Annotated in this window: 17 protein-coding genes; 7 read left to right on the plus strand and 10 right to left on the minus strand. The window is 60.4% G+C overall.

Features of this window, described 5'->3' with window-relative positions; all coding sequences use genetic code 11:
- The first annotated feature begins 64 nt into the window (after nucleotides 1–64).
- The 6 genes from ACA079_RS14435 to ACA079_RS14460 all read left to right on the plus strand — a co-directional run bounded on the left by ACA079_RS14435 (nucleotide 65) and on the right by ACA079_RS14460 (nucleotide 2,774).
- On the plus strand, nucleotides 65–361 hold the full coding sequence (locus ACA079_RS14435) for a DUF5629 family protein (RefSeq protein ID WP_497704039.1): 297 nt from the start codon (nucleotides 65–67) through the stop codon (nucleotides 359–361).
- Nucleotides 354–1,523 (plus strand): lactonase family protein, encoded by a 1,170-nt coding sequence (locus tag ACA079_RS14440; protein WP_497704326.1) that lies wholly within the window; start codon nucleotides 354–356, stop codon nucleotides 1,521–1,523. The genes ACA079_RS14435 and ACA079_RS14440 overlap by 8 nt, the downstream gene beginning before the upstream one ends.
- A 155-nt stretch (nucleotides 1,524–1,678) precedes the next feature.
- Nucleotides 1,679–1,858 (plus strand): hypothetical protein, encoded by a 180-nt coding sequence (locus ACA079_RS14445; RefSeq protein ID WP_008030101.1) that lies wholly within the window; start codon nucleotides 1,679–1,681, stop codon nucleotides 1,856–1,858.
- A gap of 208 nt (nucleotides 1,859–2,066) precedes the next feature.
- Complete coding sequence (locus ACA079_RS14450) at nucleotides 2,067–2,192, plus strand: hypothetical protein (RefSeq protein ID WP_497704040.1); 126 nt, start codon at nucleotides 2,067–2,069, stop codon at nucleotides 2,190–2,192.
- A gap of 115 nt (nucleotides 2,193–2,307) precedes the next feature.
- Nucleotides 2,308–2,520, plus strand: coding sequence for a hypothetical protein (locus ACA079_RS14455; RefSeq protein ID WP_497704041.1), 213 nt, complete (start codon nucleotides 2,308–2,310; stop codon nucleotides 2,518–2,520).
- A complete protein-coding gene (locus tag ACA079_RS14460; RefSeq protein ID WP_497704042.1) occupies nucleotides 2,517–2,774 on the plus strand; it encodes a hypothetical protein in 258 nt (85 codons plus the stop codon). Before ACA079_RS14455 ends, ACA079_RS14460 begins: the two co-directional genes overlap by 4 nt.
- Before the next feature lie 112 nt (nucleotides 2,775–2,886).
- Here the strand turns inward: ACA079_RS14460 and ACA079_RS14465 are convergent, their stop codons facing one another.
- Genes ACA079_RS14465 through ACA079_RS14475 form a run of 3 tightly spaced genes read right to left on the minus strand, consistent with a single transcriptional unit; the run spans nucleotide 2,887 to nucleotide 8,362 of the window.
- Complete coding sequence (locus ACA079_RS14465; RefSeq protein ID WP_497704043.1) at nucleotides 2,887–3,483, minus strand: glutathione S-transferase; 597 nt, start codon at nucleotides 3,481–3,483, stop codon at nucleotides 2,887–2,889.
- Nucleotides 3,480–7,121 carry an AAA family ATPase gene (locus tag ACA079_RS14470; RefSeq protein WP_497704044.1) on the minus strand — a complete coding sequence of 1,214 codons (3,642 nt, stop codon included), beginning with the start codon at nucleotides 7,119–7,121 and terminating at the stop codon, nucleotides 3,480–3,482. The genes ACA079_RS14465 and ACA079_RS14470 overlap by 4 nt, the downstream gene beginning before the upstream one ends.
- Nucleotides 7,118–8,362: an exonuclease SbcCD subunit D C-terminal domain-containing protein gene (locus ACA079_RS14475; protein WP_497704045.1), complete on the minus strand. Its 1,245-nt coding sequence runs from the start codon at nucleotides 8,360–8,362 to the stop codon at nucleotides 7,118–7,120. Before ACA079_RS14475 ends, ACA079_RS14470 begins: the two co-directional genes overlap by 4 nt.
- Nucleotides 8,363–8,562: 200 nt before the next feature.
- Between ACA079_RS14475 and ACA079_RS14480 the strand changes: the two genes are divergently transcribed.
- Nucleotides 8,563–10,146 (plus strand): ABC-F family ATP-binding cassette domain-containing protein, encoded by a 1,584-nt coding sequence (locus ACA079_RS14480; protein WP_497704046.1) that lies wholly within the window; start codon nucleotides 8,563–8,565, stop codon nucleotides 10,144–10,146.
- A gap of 570 nt (nucleotides 10,147–10,716) precedes the next feature.
- Here ACA079_RS14480 and ACA079_RS14485 read toward each other — a convergent pair.
- From ACA079_RS14485 to ACA079_RS14515, 7 genes are all read right to left on the minus strand, one after another.
- Nucleotides 10,717–12,357, minus strand: a complete 1,641-nt coding sequence (locus ACA079_RS14485; protein WP_497704047.1) for a BatD family protein — start codon at nucleotides 12,355–12,357, stop codon at nucleotides 10,717–10,719.
- Nucleotides 12,354–14,093 (minus strand): tetratricopeptide repeat protein, encoded by a 1,740-nt coding sequence (locus tag ACA079_RS14490; protein WP_497704048.1) that lies wholly within the window; start codon nucleotides 14,091–14,093, stop codon nucleotides 12,354–12,356. Before ACA079_RS14490 ends, ACA079_RS14485 begins: the two co-directional genes overlap by 4 nt.
- Nucleotides 14,090–15,169: a vWA domain-containing protein gene (locus ACA079_RS14495; RefSeq protein WP_497704049.1), complete on the minus strand. Its 1,080-nt coding sequence runs from the start codon at nucleotides 15,167–15,169 to the stop codon at nucleotides 14,090–14,092. The genes ACA079_RS14490 and ACA079_RS14495 overlap by 4 nt, the downstream gene beginning before the upstream one ends.
- The gene (locus ACA079_RS14500) at nucleotides 15,162–15,656 is read right to left on the minus strand and encodes a DUF4381 domain-containing protein (RefSeq protein WP_415768820.1); all 495 of its coding nucleotides are present in this window, start codon (nucleotides 15,654–15,656) and stop codon (nucleotides 15,162–15,164) included. Before ACA079_RS14500 ends, ACA079_RS14495 begins: the two co-directional genes overlap by 8 nt.
- Entirely contained in the window at nucleotides 15,653–16,597 is a 945-nt protein-coding gene (locus tag ACA079_RS14505) for a DUF58 domain-containing protein (RefSeq protein ID WP_497704050.1), read from the minus strand. The genes ACA079_RS14500 and ACA079_RS14505 overlap by 4 nt, the downstream gene beginning before the upstream one ends.
- A 5-nt stretch (nucleotides 16,598–16,602) precedes the next feature.
- On the minus strand, nucleotides 16,603–17,562 hold the full coding sequence (locus tag ACA079_RS14510) for an AAA family ATPase (protein WP_008150800.1): 960 nt from the start codon (nucleotides 17,560–17,562) through the stop codon (nucleotides 16,603–16,605).
- 295 nt (nucleotides 17,563–17,857) lie between these two features.
- Nucleotides 17,858–18,211, minus strand: coding sequence for a hypothetical protein (locus ACA079_RS14515; protein ID WP_129443838.1), 354 nt, complete (start codon nucleotides 18,209–18,211; stop codon nucleotides 17,858–17,860).
- Nucleotides 18,212–18,264 lie beyond the last annotated feature (53 nt).

An 18,264-nucleotide genomic window follows, 5' to 3' on the forward strand; every position in this document is an offset into this window, starting at 1 on the left:
TCCCACATTGGACTGAGGCGCAATGAGCTATCATTGCGTCTTTCCCATTCAAAGATTGACTGCCATGACTGCCGCAACCGACACCTTGATCGCTACCCTCGAACACTGCGATATGGTGGAAATCGACGGGCTGCACGCCTTCGAATTCTCCCTCGATGAAGACGATAACCTGCACATCGAATGCCTGGACGGTCGTGTGTCCAAGCACTGGGAGTTCACCCCGGCCGAAGTCGAGGCCGCGACCTTCGACCCAACCCTGCAAAGCTGGTTGATTACCGGCAGTTCCGGCGAACACCGGCTGGTGTGCATGACCGCTATCCGCGGTGATGACGACGAGGAAGAAGTGAATGAGGATGCATAAGCTCTGGCCACTGTTGATCGCCGGCAGCGTCGGCGTGATGGGTTTTCAGGTTGCGTCGGCCGACGACTATCAGTTGCTGGTCGGCTCCTACACAGCCGGTCAGAGCCAGGGGATTTATCGCCTGAACTTCGACAGCTCTACCGGGCAGATCGACGCCAAACCACTGCAAGTGGTCAAGAGCGAAAACCCGTCCTGGCTGACCCTGTCCAAGGATCAGCGTCAGCTGTTCGTGGTCAACGAAAACGGCCCGGGACAGACCGATCCGGTAGGGCGCGTCAGCAGTTATGCGATCGATCCCGAAACCCATGCGCTGAGCCTGATCAATCAGGTGCAAAGCCTGGGCAACGAGCCGACTCATTCGAGTCTCGGCCTTGAAGCCAGTCACCTGTTTGTCAGCAACTATTCGGTGGCTGAAGATCCGGGTGGCACGCTGGCGGTATTGCCGGTGGGCGTCGATGGCAAACTCAAATCCGTGGTGCAGATGAGCAGCCATCCATCGAGCCGGGTCAATCCCGAGCGGCAGATGTCGGCGCACGTGCATTCAACGGTTTCGTCGCCGGACGGCAAGTATGTGTTCTCCAATGACCTGGGCGCCGACAAGATCTTTGCCTACCGCTTCGACCCAAAGGCCAACCCGGAACTGCCCTTGACCGCCGCTACACCGGCGTCCGTCCAGTTGCCACCCGGCAGCGGCCCGCGTCATCTGCTGTTCAGCGCCGATGGCAAGCACGCGTGGCTGACCATGGAAATGAGCGCGCAGGTTGCGGTGTTCGATTACAAGGACGGCCAACTCAAGCAAACGCAAATGGTCGAGTTGGCGACGGGTCAACCCGTTTCGGACAAAGCAGCCGCTGCGCTTCACGCGTCGCGCGATGGCAAGTTCCTCTACGTCAGCAACCGTGGCACCGCCAATCAGCTGCTGGTGTTCGCCATCGATCCTGCGACCGGGCACCTCAAGGAACTGCAGCGCCGTTCCGTAGAAGGTGATCATCCGCGTGAGTTCAGCCTCGACCCGAGTGGCAAGTTCTTGTTGATCGCCAATCAGAAAAGCAACCAGATTGTCGTTGTCGAGCGCGATTCAAAGACAGGCCTGCTGGGTAAAACCGTGCAAAAACTGCCGATGGATGCCCCGAGCGACCTCAAGTTCCTGGTGCGTCAATAGGCCGCAGGCCCCGGTTGGTGGGGCCTGCATCCTTCTATTAATGACGCTGATATCTGCTAATGCTACAAAAGATTTCAAGGCGCCAACCTCGAAGGTTAAGTTTGCTTCACGGCCCCACCGGGCAAGCAAGCCAACTGAATCCGAGGAACATCGCCATGAACTTCAATCTCTTCTCCGTAATCGCCGCTTCCGCTATCTCTGCCACTGTTGCTTTGCCAGCCAGCGCCAACGTTGAAATCAGCGACAAAAAATCCCACGCCCAAAGCTACACCCAGAAATACCTGCAACAGAGCGCCAACTTTTACGCGGCTCTGGATCACAAGACCCAAGCCTGAAATTTGAACCCTGCACCCTTTATGCAGGAGCGAAGTCACTTGCGCCGATCGAGCTGAAAAGCTTTGAGAAACCTGAGTGATGTCGCTCCTGCATAACGCGTTTACGACAGCATCATATTGCTATCAATGTATCGCTTGATATCACATGGCCATAAGTTTAAATTTGACGCTGATTTTTTGACTCCTTCCTATGATAAGGATCGACAGCATGGCAATGCGTCTGGCCGTGGTTCTTCTGTTTCTCTATTCCACCCCCATTCTTTCAGCTGCCCAGCCCGTTCCAGAAGAGCCGGATGCGGCCCGCGAACGCCTGATGAGCTTTATTGAAGACTGAGATAGTTTGGCTTAATGATTAACGAAGCTGATGGTTACTATGGATAACCCTGAGTGGTTATCACCGCTTTTTTGATCGATTCTGTGGGCTTCGAAACATGCCTGCGGAGAACATCATGGCCAGCGCAATCATCACTTCTGCCAAACACGGCGCCTACCTGGCTATCGCTCTTTACGTAGTCTTGGTGCTGGTTGTCAGCCTCTCGCCTCAATCGCAACAGACCCTCGCTGCGCCGATTCAAGTCGCTCATCCCGGCATCCAGTTTGAACACCGTTCGCAAACCGCGATGGTCGATCAGGCTGAACTCGCAGGAGTCGCCGGGGAATGAAAGGGCACAGACTTTGGGTCATCGCCTTCCTGGCGTTCATGACCAATGGATCTTCCTTGTTGGGGATCGGACAGGGCTCGGCGGGGTCGGTGGCGCGGAGTATCGAAGCCAATCACAACCTTGCTCGTAACATTGAAACCGCGAAGGCCCTGGGGCTGCTGGCCGGCAATCCGCCAATTGAACGCCAGGACGATTTCTTCGGGCCGTTCCACGTGGATTGCTCGGCGTTGCAGATGTGCTCGGTATTGGCGTGAAAACATCACCTGTAGGAGCTGCCGAAGGCTGCGATCTTTTGATGTTCGCATTGTCGCTGACGCCGAAGATCAAAAGATCGCAGCCTTCGGCAGCTCCTACAGGGGTCGCGCTCTACTTCGCCATCACCGATGTGAATAAATCCGACTCCAGAAACCGCTGCAACCAGCCCTGCAAACGGTGATAGGGCGTCTGTCCGAACCAATCGCGATCAACATGGGCGAACTGCCGCACAAACGGCATCAGTGCCACATCCGCCAGACTCGGATGGTCGGCCAGCAAGTAGTCGCGTCCCTCCAGCAACTCATCAAGCCTGCGCAAAAACACCTCGCCCTCGGCGCGATAAAACGCCATTGGCTGCTCGGGGTATCGCTCGGCGTACTTGTAGCGATTCAGGTGCACCTTGAACACCTGATCGTTTTCTTCGATCAGCTCGGCGATGAGTTGCTGCCGGACAGGATCATCCTTGAGCAACCAATCCTGCGGATCACTCTGCGCCAACGCCCAGTGCATGATCGCCAGGCTTTCATCGATCACCTGACCGTCGACGCTCAGCACCGGCACCGTGCCTTTGCTCGACAGCGCCAGCATTTCGGCAGGTTTAGCCTTCAGGCTGACCTCGACAATATTCACCGCAACGCGGGAGTAGCGCAGGGCCATGCGTGCCCGCATCGCGTAGGGGCAGCGGCGGAAGGAATACAGCGTATTCATTTCACCTCCAGCGTACTCAGGCCGTTGCCCTGACGGCGGACCTGAATCTGCACCGGAATCCGTTCATGCATTTCCTGCACGTGTGAAATCACCGCGACTTTTCGTCCCTGCGCTTGCAAGCCGTCGAGAGCATCCATGGCCAGTTGCAGGGATTCCGGATCGAGGCTGCCGAAGCCTTCATCGATGAACAATGATTCGATTTTCAGCGTGCTCGATGCCATGGACGCCAAACCGAGCGCCAGAGCCAGCGACACTAGGAACGTCTCGCCGCCGGACAACGAATGCACCGAACGCAGTTCATCACCCATCTCGGTGTCCATCACCAACAACCCGAGCATGCTGCCGCCACGCTTGAGGCGATAGCGCCGCACCAGTTGCCGCAGCTGAACGTTGGCGTGATGCACCAACAGGTCGAGGTTGTAGGCCTGGGCGATCTTGCGGAAGGTGTCGCCCGTGGCCGAACCGATCAGTGCATTCAAACGTGCCCAGCGCTGGTATTCGGTGTACGCATCGGCAATCTGCTGCGCGAGGGCCTGATTGGCGTTTTGCCGGCGCTGATCCTCGGCCTGTTCGGCGCGCAGTTCGGCGCAACGGTGTTCGCTGGCGGTGAACAGGTTTTGCAATTCGGCAAGCGCCGTCGCCAGCTGTTCGGCGTCGAGATTGCCGTTGTGCTGTGCTTGATGATTGAGCAGACGCTGATCGCGTTCCTGCAACAGAACCTTGGTCTGTTCGATGGCTTTTTCGCTTTGCTGCAATTGCTGACGCAGTTCGCTGACCTGCTGGTCGTCGACACTCAGCAGATCTTCCAGACCTCCGTCATCCAGTTCCGGATGCAATGCGCGCCAGTCGGCAATCTTGCCGCTCAGCTCGCGATCTTCGGTTTCCAATGCCTGCGAGCGCTCCTGCTGGGCCTTGAGTTCGGCGCCCAGCTGCACCAGCCGCGTACGCACGGTTTGCAGTTCCTGATTGGCGGTCGCCTCAGCATTGCGCGCCTGTTCGACGGCTTGATCCAATTGCTGCTGCCACTGCTCGGCGCTGGTGTGTTCGCCGAGCAATTGCGTGAGTTTTTGCTGGCAGGCCTGTTGCTGGTCGGCGAGGGCGGTGAACTGCTGGCGGGCCGTTTCCAACTGCTGGAGACGAGTGAGTTGGCGGTCCTGTTCTTTCTCCAGCGTCTGCTGCCGCTGTTGCTGTTCGCTGAGTTCATCGCGTTGCTGATCGAGTTGTTCCAGGCGCTGGCTGATCTGCCGGTCCAGTTGCATGAAGGTCGCGGCCGGTTCGTTGCGCAGCGCTTGCAGCGTGTCGGCCGGGAGCAGGGTGCTGAACGCCGTCAACTCCTCGTCCAGACGCTGGCGATCACTGCTCAACTCACGTTGCTGGTTGGCCAGGTGTTGGGCAGCTTGCTGGCTCGCCGCTTCAGCGCTACGCAGTTGCTGTTGAAGGCGCGCGGCGTTCTGTTGCAGGGTGAGCAGGGCGGTCTGCCGTTGTTCGTCCTGAGTGATGCTTTGGTTCAACTGGTTGTTTTGCTGCACCAGCCAGGCATCACGTTTAGCCGCATCCTGCGTGAGCAGCTGCGCAGATAAAGGATGTGCTTCAAGGCTCGGTGCCAGGCTCTGTTGCTGGGTCGCGAGGTGTTCTTGTTGTTGCAGCAATTCCTTTTGCTGCGCAATCACGCCGCCCACTTCAGTGCGCAGGTCAGTGAGCGTTTCTTTCAGCAGGTCGACGGCTTTCTGGGCGTTGGCCTGTTCGCTTTCATCATGCCGGCCAAGGCTTTGCAGCAGGGCTTCGGGCTGATGATAAGGATGGTCGGGGCTGCCACAGACCGGGCACGGCTGATCGTCCTGTAACTGCTCGCGCAGTTCTTCGACGCTGGCGCTGCGGGCCAGGCGCTGGCGTTCCAGCAGTTCGCGGGTGACGCTCAGGGTCTGTTCGGCAACGACCAATTCGTTCTTGGCTTTCACACCGTCCTGGGTCAGACGTTCTCGTTCTTGCTGAGCGGTCAGCTGGCGCTGCTGGAGTTCGGACGCGCGCTTGTCCAGTTCCTGCTGACTGGCCCACAGGCGCGTCAGCTCCTCAAAGGCTCGCTGCTGCTTGCGGTTATCCTGCAACAGACTCCCGAGAATCTGAATCTGCTCGGCCACCGCTTCCGGTTCGGCGCCGGCCTCCTTGTACAGCACTTCAAGGCTCTGGCGCTGAGTGGACAGGTCCTCGGCAGCGCGAGCGGCGCTTTGTTCCAGGGCGGCCAGTTCGGCCTGGCCCTTGTTCAGGCGATTGCCTATCAGCATCAGCTGTTGCAGGCGATCACGGTAGGCGTTCCACGCATCGCTCAAGGGCGCCAGAGGGGTGCTTTGCTCAAGCTCCCCGGCAATCCGCTGCAAACGTTCGGCGACCTGTTTCTGTTGGTCCAGCAAGCCTTGGATCGTGTTTTGGCCTTGAGTGCAGGCCAGTTCCGCCTGCTGCTTGAGGTCGGCACTGAGACTGGCATCTTTGACCAGACGGGCGAGGGTGCTTTGCTCTTCAAACGCCTGACGCAGCAGTGGAGCGCTTGTGGTGTGTTGGCCTTGGGCCTCGACCAGCGCGGTCTGCGCAGCACTCAGGCTGTGTTCGAGTTGCGTCTGGCGCTCGTTCAGCTCGGTTTGCTGTTGGGTGTGCTGCTGAATCTGCGCGGCCAGCGGTGTGAGCTGGGCGGTGAGTTCGTTCTTGCGGGCGAACTGGTGCCGTTGCGGGGCCAGTTGCTCCAGGCGAGTCAGCTTCAAACGTTCGCCGGCCAGACCTTCCCAACGCTGCTGGGCCGATTGCAACTGCTCGGTGGCGCTCTGCTGCTCGTCCTGCAACTGGCGCAAATCCTTGAGCCAAGTATGTTGCAGTTCCAATTGCTTGAGTTGCGCTTGCTGGGTCTTGAGTAGCTGCTGAGCCTCGCTGAAGCGTTCATCGAGTTCTGCCCGAGCTTCCGGCGACAGCGGCGTCACGCCCGTGGCCTGGTCCTGCAGCAGCTTGTGGGTTTCGCGAGCCTCTTTGGTTTTGTCGAAAGCCCGGCGACCGAGGCGCGTATAGAGCGCGGTGTCGGTGAGTTTTTCCAGCAGTTCGCTACGTTCGTTGTCGTTAGCCTTGAGGAACGCACTGAATTCACTTTGAGCCAGCAGCACCGCACGGGTGAATTGCTCAAAGTTCAGGCCCAGTACGGATTCGAGCTGGGTTTTGAATTCAACTTTCTGACTGGCCAGCAGCTGATCCAGATCGATGTCGCGCAAACTCTGGCGACTGGCTTGCAGCTTGCCGCCGGCCTTCTCGCGGGCGCGATTAGCTTCCCAGCGAGCGCGGTAGCGACGGCCATCGATGCCAACGAAATCTACTTCGGCATAACCTTCACCGGTGCCGCGACGCAGCAGCGTGCGAGGGTCGCCAGTGCTGATCTCGCCGTCGGCGTCTGGCGCTTTGGCAGACACCTGAGCATTGCTCAGCCGAGGCACCGCACCGAACAACGCCAGGCACAAGGCATCGAGCAAGGTGCTTTTACCGGCGCCGGTCGGCCCTGTAATCGCGAACAGACCGGCGCTGGCCAACGGCTCAGCGGTAAAGTCGATTTCAAAAGGCCCGGCCAGTGAGGCGAGGTTTTTCAGGCGGATCGCGAGGATCTTCATGGTTGTTCGCTCTCCATCTGCACGTCTTGCAACAGCTCGGCGAAGTCCTTGAGGGTTTGCTCGTCGACCTCGCTGCCGTAGTTGTCCTGCCAGGCGCGGCTGAACAGTTCCTGAGGTGAGAGCTGGTCGAGTTCGATCAAGGTCGTGCCGTCATCCACGCCATCGCGGCTGCCATTGCCGGCGTATTCAGCGGCGATCCGCACCAGACGCACGGCTTTGCCTTGCAAGGCGGTTTCCACTTGATAACGCAAGTCGGGTTGCGGCTCATCAAGACGCACCCGAACTTCCAGCCATGGCTGGCGCAGGATATCGGCCAGTAGGTCGATGTTCGGCAAGTCGGCCAGTTGCAGCAGGATTTCCGCCAATGGCGCGGGACCGATACGTTGCAGATTCACAGCCCGGGGGATCAGTTTGGGTTCGACGCTGACCAGGGTTTCGCCCTTGAGTGTGATGTCGAGAATCTGGTGCTGATAGCCGATCTCGGAGAACGACAAGGGAATTGGCGAGCCGCTGTAGCGGATGCGCTCTTCACCATTGACCTTCTGCGGCTTGTGCAAGTGACCGAGGGCGACGTAACTGATGCTCGGCCCGAACAGGCTGGCGGGCAGCGCTTCGGCGTTACCGATGATCAGGCTGCGCTCAGAGTCTTCCGACACCGAACCGCCGGCCATGTGCGCGTGGCTGATGGCGATCAGCGCCTGACCCGGTTTGCGCTTGGCATTGGCCGCTTCGATTAGCCATTCGTGAACCTGACCGATACCGCGCAAGTAGTTGTCGCCTAGGTGCGCGCCGGTCACTTCGGCGGGGCGCAGGAACGGCAGCGCCAGGCACCAGGCGACGGTTTTGCCTTTGGCGTCAGGCAATGGCAGCAACAAGCGCTCGGCGTCGAGTTGACCGTCATCCAGCCACAGCACACGACCCAGCGCATGCGTGCGCAAACGCCGCATCAACGGCGCGGGCAGTTCGATCCGCGAGCCGGAATCGTGGTTGCCGGCGATCATCACGATGGTCAGCTTCGGCTGCTGTTCATGGGCGCTGACGATGAAATCGTAGAGGCGTTCCTGAGCTTTCACCGGCGGGTTGACCGTGTCGAAGATATCGCCGGCGATCAGCAGCACGTCTGGCTGGTCCAGCTTCAGCTGGCGCAGCAGCCATTCGAGAAAGCAGGCGTGTTCGAAATCGCGCTCCTGGCCGTGCAGGTTTTGCCCAAGGTGCCAGTCGGAGGTGTGAAACAGACGCAAGGTGAACTCCGTAGGAAATAAGGTGATGGCCGCGAGGAAAATGATGGCGGCTAAAGGGGAGGGAGTTTACTGGCAAAAGACCGGGGATGCTGAAAGCCTTGAAGATTGCCTGTCGATTGGATGGTGCAGCTTCAGTATGGTGGAGGGCAGTCGAACGCTGTTGTGCAGCATCAGGGAGTTTTAATGTTTAAGGAGGCGTCATGACTCAACGGTTACTCCAACTTGACCAAGTGTCGTTCAACCTGCCCGACGGGCGCGTTCTGTTCGATCACTTGAACCACACCTTCAATACCAGGGCCACCGGCATCGTGGGCGCCAATGGCTGTGGCAAGTCCTTGCTTGGCCGGCTCCTGACGGGGGAGCAACTGCCCACCAGCGGCATCGTCCGTCGCGAAGGCCGAGTTTATGCCGTGGCGCAGTTACTGGAACCCGAGCGCTATCCCAGCGTTGCCGCGCTGGCCGGTGTCGCCCCTATTCTGGCGGCGCTGGATCGCATTGCTCAGGGCAGCGTCGACGATGAGGATCATGCGCTGGCGGTCGATCAATGGGATTGCGCCACCCGCCTTGAGGCGGAGCTGCAGCAGATCGGCCTGGGTCATTTGAATGTCGACGCGCGCACTGACGCACTCAGTGGTGGCGAACGGCAACGGGTGGCGCTGCTGGGGGCGTGGTTATCCAGAGCCGACTGGCTCATTCTGGATGAGCCCAGCAACCACCTGGATATTGATCAGCAGCACAAGTTATCGCAGCAGATCGATCGTTGGCCCAACGGCCTGGTGTTGATCAGCCACGACCGGGGGCTTCTGGAGCACGTGGACGAAATTGTCGAGCTTTCACCCTTGGGGCTGACGGTTTATGGCGGTAACTACAGTCAGTATGCGGCGGCACGTGAGCAAGAACAGCAGTCGTTCCAGTCGGCATTGCAAGGGGAACGGGCGCAGGCCAAGCGCGAACAACGTGAGATGGCCGTGCAGATGGAACGTCAGCAACGGCGTAATGCGCGCGGCGACCGTCAGGCCCGCGACGGCAATCAAACCAAACTGATCACCAATGCGCAGAAAGAGCGCAGTGAAAACAGTCAGGGTAAATTGCGCCTCAATCAACAGGTGGCCCGGGAGCAGCAACAACAACGTATCGCCGAGGCCCGTGCGCGGTGTGCGCCGGACATTCAACGCATGATGTTGTCTCCGGAAAGCGTCGTGCCCAATGGCAAGCTGATTGTGCAGCTAAACGACGTCATTCTCCCGTTCGGTTACGCGGCGCCGGTCAATCTGACGCTGACGGGGCCTATGCGCATGGCAATCCTGGGAGCGAACGGCAGCGGCAAGTCGACCCTGTTGCGAGTGATCGCCGGCCAACTGCCGGTACGCGAAGGCGAACTCATCCGCAGTTGCCATGTTGGCTGGCTGGATCAACACGCCGGATTGCAGTACTCCGAACGCACGGCGGCGCAATGGCTCTACGAGAGTAATCCGGAGTTGCCCGAAGCCGAGGCGCGAACCCGGTTGGCGCAGATGGGTATTGATGCGGATCGAGCGACGCTCAAGACCTGTCAGTTGAGCGGCGGCGAACGTCTGAAAATAGCGTTGGCTGCGCAGTTGTATGCCCAGCGGCCACCACAATTGTTGTTGCTGGATGAGCCGGACAACCATTTGGACTTACCCAGTAAAATTGCACTGGAGCAGATGCTCAATCAGTACCAAGGGGCATTGATCGTGGTCTCTCACGACAGCGCTTTTTTACAGGCCATCCATCTGGACACCGAGTTCCATCTCAACAGCTAGGGACCGTTACTTCGGATAAAGCGGTGGCAGGCCACTGTCGCCGACCGGATCCTGAACCCGCTCGGCAATCGGAATCGCCTTGATCGCCCGCCACAGATCTTCACCTAAACACGCTGGATGTGGGCCAAGCACTCTTTGTAGCAGCTGGCGAAGCCTGTGTTCGGCTGCGAAGCAGTCGCAAAATCAGCACACGCGGTGTATCAGACAAACCGTGTAAGCAGGATTTACGACTGCTGCGCAGCCGAACGCAGGCTTCGCCAGCTGCTACAGGGGATGCGGCGACGGTGGTTATTTGGGGTAGAGCGGTGGCAGGCCACTGTCGCCGACCGGATCCTGAACCCGCTCGGCAATCGGAATCGCCTTGATCGCCCGCCACAGATCTTCACCTAAACACGCTGGATGTGGGCCAAGCACTCTTTGTAGCAGCTGGCGAAGCCTGCGTTCGGCTGCGAAGCAGTCGCAAAATCAGCACACGCGGTGTATCAGACAAACCGTGTAAGCAGGATTTACGACTGCTGCGCAGCCGAACGCAGGCTACGCCAGCTGCTACAGGGAATGCGGCGACGGTGGTTATTTGGGGTAGAGCGGTGGCAGGCCGCTGTCGCCAACCGGGTCCTGAACCCGCTCGGCAATCGGAATTGCCTTGATCGCCCGCCACAGATCGTCACCTTGCCAATGCTGGCCGGTTTCGCTGTAGAGCGCGCCGTTCAAGCCGTCGAGGGCGTCGGACAACGGCACAAAACGCGCCGCCATATCGGCCAGGGTTTCCGGTTGTTGCCGGGCCCAGGCGTCGAGGGCCTGGCGGGTGGCGTGGGAGTCGTTGGCCTGGCAGGCGCGCTTGAGATCGTCGAGCACGGTACGCGGGCTCGGGCCGGTCTGCGCCGCGCGCAGGATCGCCGGTTGCCAGCGGGCGCGCCACCAGAGACCGAAGCCCAGCAGGGTGGTGCAGGCCAGGACCAGGGTGCTGAGTTTCCACCACCAGAGGGCTTCGTTGTCGGCCGCGGAAAAGACTTGAGGCGTGCCGGCCGGGGTGTCGACCATCAGGCTTGGATTGTTCGCCACTGGCAGGGTTCGGGCCGGCAGGCTGCTGTGATCCAGGTGGTCCTCGAAGGTGTTCCACCAGATCACTTCAACCGCTGGCAACTCGATTGCGCCGCTACGCGTCGGCACCAGGGCTTCACGGTCTTCGCGACTGCCGATAAGGCCTCGTTCGCTGTTCTGGTTGCCCAGCACCGGTTGATCCGGGTAGCGCCGCAAGCCGTTGACGTCGGTGCCAGGCAGTGGTGGCAATTGCGAACTGTCCAGGCCTTCAGCCTTCACCGTCAGGCTGCGGGTCAACGAATCACCCACCTGCGCATGATCCGGTTCCGGGTTCCAGCTTTCGCTCAGGCTGAGGCTACGGGCCGGCAGCCATGGTATGTCGGCCGGGTAGGTGACGGGTTTGGCTTTGACCGTCAGCAGAATCTCGGCGGAGCTGACCCGCATCAATTTGCCGGATTTCGGTGCTTGGGCGGCGGAGTCCTTGGCAGGCTGTGCGTCCACCAGTGCGGCATTGAATATCTGCGGCGGAATGACCAACTCACCGCTGTGTTGCGGGTAGATCGCGTAGCGCATCTCGATCACGCCGTGGCGCAGGCCATTGATGTCTTTCTCGTAGGTGCGCGCCTCGCCCAGTTGCTCGATGCGCACATCGGGGATTTGCAAAGGGGGCAGGCTGCTGTCGTCGTACAGCGACACCGAATGGTAGATGCGCAAGGTCAGGATCGCCTGGGCTTGCACGTACACGCTGTTTTGATCGAGGCTGGCGTCGATGAACACCGGGGCTCGCTTGGTCGGGCTGTCCTGGGTTTCGGTTTCGACCACTTGCACGGTGATTGGCTGGCTCTGCACGTCACCCAGTTGCAGTGACGGAATAACCACGCTGCCGTTCTGCCGAGGCAGCAGGGTGATGATCCATCGGGTGGTCGCACGGTTGTCGCCATTCAGGGTGGTCAACTGGTTGACCTGACGGGTGCCACGCACTTCGAACAGCGGCTCCAGCGGTGCCAGATCAGGCTTGCCGAACTGTGTCACGTCGTTGGATTCGAGGGTCAGTTCAACCGTCTCGCCGCTGTTCAGGTGACTGCGATCGACACTGGCGACCAGCCCCGCAGCCTGGGCCTGAACAGTCCAGAGCAACAGTGCGAGCAAGAAAGTGGTGAAGCGGGTCATCGAGTTTTTCCCTGATCCTGATGTTGTTGCTGTTCGTACCAGAATTTGCGCCTGAGCAATTCGCCCGGATCATCCGGGATCTTGCGCAGCCATTGCTCCAGCGCCTGGCGCTGTTCACCGTCAATGCTGTCGCTGGCCGGACGCATCGGTGGTCGGGTGCTGTCTTCATTCCCCAGCTCGCTGCCCGGGACTTCATTGGTGCCGGGTTTCGACGGCGTTTTGCTCTGTTGGTCGGAGTCCGTCGTGGTTTGTTGGCCGTCGGTTTTCGGTTCGCCCTTATCCGACGGTTGCGTGGCCGCGCCCGGCGGCGGTTCTTGCGTAGAGGGCTCGGTCTCGTTGCCGGCGTTCTTGTCCGGTGCAACGGGCGGCGGAGTGTTTTTCTGCTTGAGCAGACTTTCCACCAGCGCCTTGTTGGTCAGGGCCGGACGCAAATCGGGTTGACGCTCCAGCGCCTGTTCGTAGGCATCCAGCGCGGCCTCCAGCTCACCGCTTTTGGCCAGGGCGTTGCCACGATTGTAGTGGGCGTGGGCGTCGCTGCCTTCGGCGAACCGCTGGGCGGCGCCGCTGTAGTCGCCGGCCTCGTAGAGCGCGACACCTTGCCATTGTCGATCTTCGAAATGCTGCGCAGCCTCGGCCGGGCGCTTCTGCTTCAGCAAGATCAGCCCCTGTTGGTCGGGTCGCAACCACAAATCGTTGAAGTCGAAGGCATAACTCGGTTGTGGCAGCAAAAACAGCAGTGGCAAGCAGAACAGCCAGCCGCGACGACCGGCGCACGCCGCCAGCAGCAGCAACGGCAACAGCAGCCAGTAACCCTGATCGGCCCACGAATCGAGGCGCAGGGTCTGGCCGTCGTTGCGCAGCGCGCGTGGACCGTCGAGCAAGCCGAGGGCGCGCAGGTCGGCATCGTCCAGGCGCGCGTGGCGATAGCTTCCGTTCAGGTCGTTGGCAAAGGCTTTCAGGCCTGGTTCGTCCAGATGTGGCACCAGAATCGCGCCTTGGTCGTCCTTCAGAAAACTGCCGTCCTCCTGGGTGATCGGTGCGCCTTCGGCAGTGCCGATACCGAGCATCAGAAATTCTGTCGACTTGCCGTCCAGCGCCTGCTGAATCCCCTGGTGTTCCAGTTCGGTCAAGGTCGAACCGATCAGCAGGATCCGCCCGTCACCGAGGGCGCCCTGTTCCAGCAGGGCAAGGGCCTTGGTCACCGCCAGATCGGCGCGATGTCCTGCTTGGGGCATCAGCGAAGGCTTGAGGGCATCCAATAGATTGCGGCTGGTCGACAGGTCATCCGAAAGGGGCACCAGCGTGTGAGCGCTGCCGGAGTAGACGACAATCGCAGTCTGGGCGTCGCTGCGGTTCTCCAGCAGGTCGAACAGCTTGCGCCGGGCCTGTTCCAGCCGGTTGGGTGGTACGTCGGTGGCGAGCATTTCCGGGGTCAGCTCAAGGATCACCACCAGCGGGTCGGCGGGTTTCTGGCTGGCTTGCTCGACACGTTCCCAGCTCGGCCCGAGCAGCGCCAGAACGGTCAGCACCCAGGCACATCCCAGGATGACCCATGGCAATTTGCTGTCGCGACCATTGCCACCACTGAGCAACGCCGCATGGAAGGCCGGGGGCAGAATCATCTGCCAGCGCCCGGCGCGTTTCTGCCGATGCCAGAGTTGCCAGAGCAACCAGCCAAGCAATGGCAACAACAGCAACCACCAGGGGCGGAACAAGTACGGCCAGAGCGCACTCATCGGCGCCTCCGCAGACGCAGGCGTTTAAGCCGCTGGCGCCAGTCGGGCAGTTGCGATTGCAAAAACAGATCCTTGGTAAACAGTCGCCGCAACGGGTTGTCTGGCCAGCGCTCGCGAACCACCAACAGCATGCTCAATAGCAACGCCATTGCCAAAGGCCAGTGGTACAACGCCTGAGCCGGGCGGGCCTGAGTCGGTTGCTGGGTCACCGGTTCCAGTTTGTCGAGGGTGTCCTTGATCGCTTGCAGTTCCTTGTCATCGTGGGCGCGAAAATACTGGCCGCCCGTGGCTTCGGCGATCGCCATCAAGGAGGGTTCATCGAGGTCGAGGCTCGGGTTGACCCCAAGGAAACCCAAAGTGCCGCTTTCCTCCGGATCGGCGCCGATACCGATCGGGTAGATTTTCACGCCTTCGCTGGCTGCCAGCCGCGCAGCCGTGAGCGGGTCGATTTGGCCACCGTTGTTGGCGCCGTCAGTGACCAGAATCAGTACGCGACTTTGTGCCGGGCGTTGGCGCAGGCGTTTGAGGGCCAGGCCGATGGCATCGCCGATGGCGGTGTTTTTGCCGGCGATGCCGATCCGCGCTTCGTCGAGCCACACGCGCACGGTGTGTCGGTCGAACGTCAGCGGTGCTTGCAGATAGGCCTGGCTGCCGAAGAGGATCAGGCCGACGCGATCGCCATCGCGACTTTCAAGGAAGTCACCGAGCAAGTGCTGAACCAGTGTGAGTCGACTGACGTCTTCGTCCTGCCATTGCATGTCGGGGAAATCCATCGAACCGGACACGTCCACCGCTACCAGCAGATCGCGACCGCTGGCGGCGATGGGCAGCGGTTCGCCAAGCCATTGCGGGCGCGCCGCGGCGATCAGTAACAACAGCCACAGCAGAATGAACGGTGCCTGTTGACGCCAGGCCGGCAGGTTGGCCCGGGCGCGGCGACGGACCAGGCCTTCGAGGTCGCCGAGGAAGCTGACTTTGAGCGCCGGTTCGCCACTGTCGGCGACAGGCAGCACGATGCGCATCAGCCAGGGCAGCGGCAGCAGGGCAAAGATCCACGGCCAGGCGAACTCAAACATGTTTACGAATCCAGGTGTCGACCGCTTGAGTTAGGCCGGCGATGGCCTTGTCGTCGAGTTTGCATTCGGGTTTGTAGGCGCCTTCGACCAGCACCATCCAGCGGGTCAGGCCGGCAGCCGGGCAACGATTGTCGAGGAATGCCAGCCATTTTCGCCCATTGAGGGTATGGCTCTGGCTGTAGGGGTAGTGGTTGCGGCACAGGCGTTTGAGCAAGCCGTTGAGTTGCTGCAACCAGGCACCGGCCGGAGCGCCGTCGTAGGGTTTGGGCATCCGCGCCAGTTCGGCCAGCGCGGCAAGGCGCACCGGGTCCAGCGGTTGTTCGGCGCGCACGATAGGGCCTTTTTTCGCAAAGAAGTGCCTGGCCTTCCACAGACCGAAACCGATCAGAGGCAGTAACAACAGCAACAGCCACCAGCCCGGTGCCGGTGGCCAGAACTCAATCGGTGGCGGGGAGATCAGCGGTTGCAGTTGATCGAGGCTGCTCATCGGCCTTTCCCCGGTTTCTGTGGGTTCAGGTACTCGCGCAGTTGTTCGACCATCTCGCTCTGGGTGCTCAGGGGCATCAGCAGTACCCGCAGCTTCTGCGCCAGCAGTTCCCAGCGAGCGATACGCGCTTCGGCCTGGGCGCGATAGGTCTGGCGCAACTCGAAATTCAGCGTGTCGAGTTCCAGTTGCGCACCGCGTTCGGCGAAGCGTAAAAGCCCGGCGGCGGGCAAGGCGTGATCCAGTGGATCGGACACCGGCAGCAGCAATAGATCGCAATGCCGCGACAACAGGCTCAGCTGTTGCTCGGCGCCATCGGACAAGGTGCGTTCGTCGCAGATTATGATCACCAGACTGCCGGGGCGCAGGACTTCCCGGGCACGGCGCAGGGCAATGTTGAAGGCGTCCCGGTCCGGCTCGTTTTCCGTGTGCAGCGACTGATTGACCCGCACCAGACGGTTGAGCAACTGCAGCAGGCTCTGTTTGCTGCGTCGTGGCTTGATTTCATAGTGTTCGTTGTTGCCGAACACCAGTCCGCCGACCCGATCGTTATGACCCAGTGCGGCCCAGCCGATCAGGCTCGCGGCCTGGGCGGCGAGCACCGATTTGAACATCAGCCCCGAGCCGAAAAACAGTCGGCGACTTTGCTCGACCATGATGAAAATCGGCCGCTCGCGCTCTTCATGGAACAGTTTGGTGTGGGGTTCCTGGGTCCGTGCGGTAACCCGCCAGTCGATGCTTCGCACGTCATCGCCGGCCTGATAGACCCGCACCTGATCGAAGTCCACCCCGCGCCCGCGCAGTTTGGAGTGGTGCAAGCCGATCAGCGGGCTGCGCTGGCTCGGAGTGGAAAACAGTTGCACTTCACGCACGCGATGGCGCATCTCGATCAGCTCGGCGAGGCTGACACGGATGCCCGGCTCGGGCGGCAGGATGACGTTCATCGAGGTCAAGCGACGGCTACGACGTCGAGAATCCGCTGGACCACCCGGTCCTGGTCGATGCCCGCGGCTTCGGCTTCAAAGGAAAGAATGATGCGGTGGCGCAGTACGTCGAACAGCACCGCCTGAATGTCTTCCGGGCTGACGAAGTCGCGACCGGCCAGCCAGGCGTGGGCCCGGGCGCAACGGTCGAGGGCAATCGAGCCGCGCGGGCTGGCGCCATAGGCGATCCACTCGGCCATCTCCGGATCGAACTTGGCCGGGGTGCGCGTGGCCATGACCAGTTGCACCAGGTATTCCTCCACGGCGTCGGCCATGTACAAGCCGAGGATTTCCTTGCGCGCGGCAAAAATCGCCTGCTGACTGACCCGGCGCTCGGGCTTGGTTTCGCCATTCAACGCTTCGCCACGGGCCTGTTGCAGGATCCGACGTTCGACGGCGGCGTCCGGAAAACCGATTTTCACGTGCATCAGGAAACGGTCGAGCTGCGCTTCGGGCAGTGGATAGGTGCCTTCCTGCTCGATCGGGTTTTGCGTTGCCATCACCAAAAACAGCGGCGACAGCTCATACGTGCTGCGCCCGACGCTGACCTGGCGTTCGCCCATGGCTTCGAGCAGGGCGGACTGAACCTTGGCTGGGGCGCGGTTGATTTCGTCCGCCAGCACCAGGTTGTGGAAGATCGGGCCTTGCTGGAACACGAAGCTGCCGGTTTCCGGGCGATAGATTTCCGTACCGGTGATGTCGGCGGGCAGCAGGTCAGGGGTGAACTGGATGCGATGGAACTGTGCTTCGATGCCTTCGGCAAGTTCTTTGATGGCCTTGGTCTTGGCCAGGCCCGGAGCGCCCTCGACCAGCATATGGCCGTCGGCAAGCAAGGCGATGAGCAAGCGCTCGATGAGTTTTTCCTGGCCGAGAATCTGCGTTGAAAGAAAGGTTCGCAGCGCTAGCAGCGCTTCACGATGTTCCATCGATGACTGTTCCTGGAAAGGGTGACCGAAGACGTTCGAATAACGCCAGGGCTGGGGGCGCTACTTTAATCTATCGCGGGGGGCGGCGACTAACGGCATTTTGTGCAAAGTGCGGGAATTGACCGGCGAAATTGTTTGAATTTTGTAGGACTCAAAGGGTGGTGGTGTTCTTTCGGGCCTCATCGCGAGCAAGCTCGCTCCCACAGGTGACCGAGTTGTTTCATGAAAATGCGATCAAATGTGGGAGCGAGCTTGCTTGCGATGGGGCCAGTTAAGACACTCGAGAATCCGAGGCTTAGAGCTGGCTGATATAGGTACCAGTGCCTTTGAGGATGTTCTGCAGCGTTTCTTCCACTTCAGCCAAATCCGCCGCATCAGTGCTGTGAATGATTTCCAGCGAATCATCACCATTCAGCGCATCGGCGTCAGCGGCGGCGATTTCGATCAGCAGGCGGGTAGGGCTGAGGGTGACTTTTACGCCGTCCAGCGTCGAAGGCTCGCCGTCGAGGGTGATGTCCAGCGCGTCCTCGTCCGGGTAGCGGGTCATCAGGAACATATCGCCCTGATCGCTGTGGCAGCAGAGCATGGCCATGTTGTCTTCTTCGTCATCGCACGGGTTGACGATCAAGAGGGCGGTGGTCATTTGCATGGGAAATTCCTGGCTCGACGAGCATTGTGAAGACGAACAAAGGGCGATTCTGC

This window comes from Pseudomonas sp. LBUM1645 (assembly GCF_059716185.1).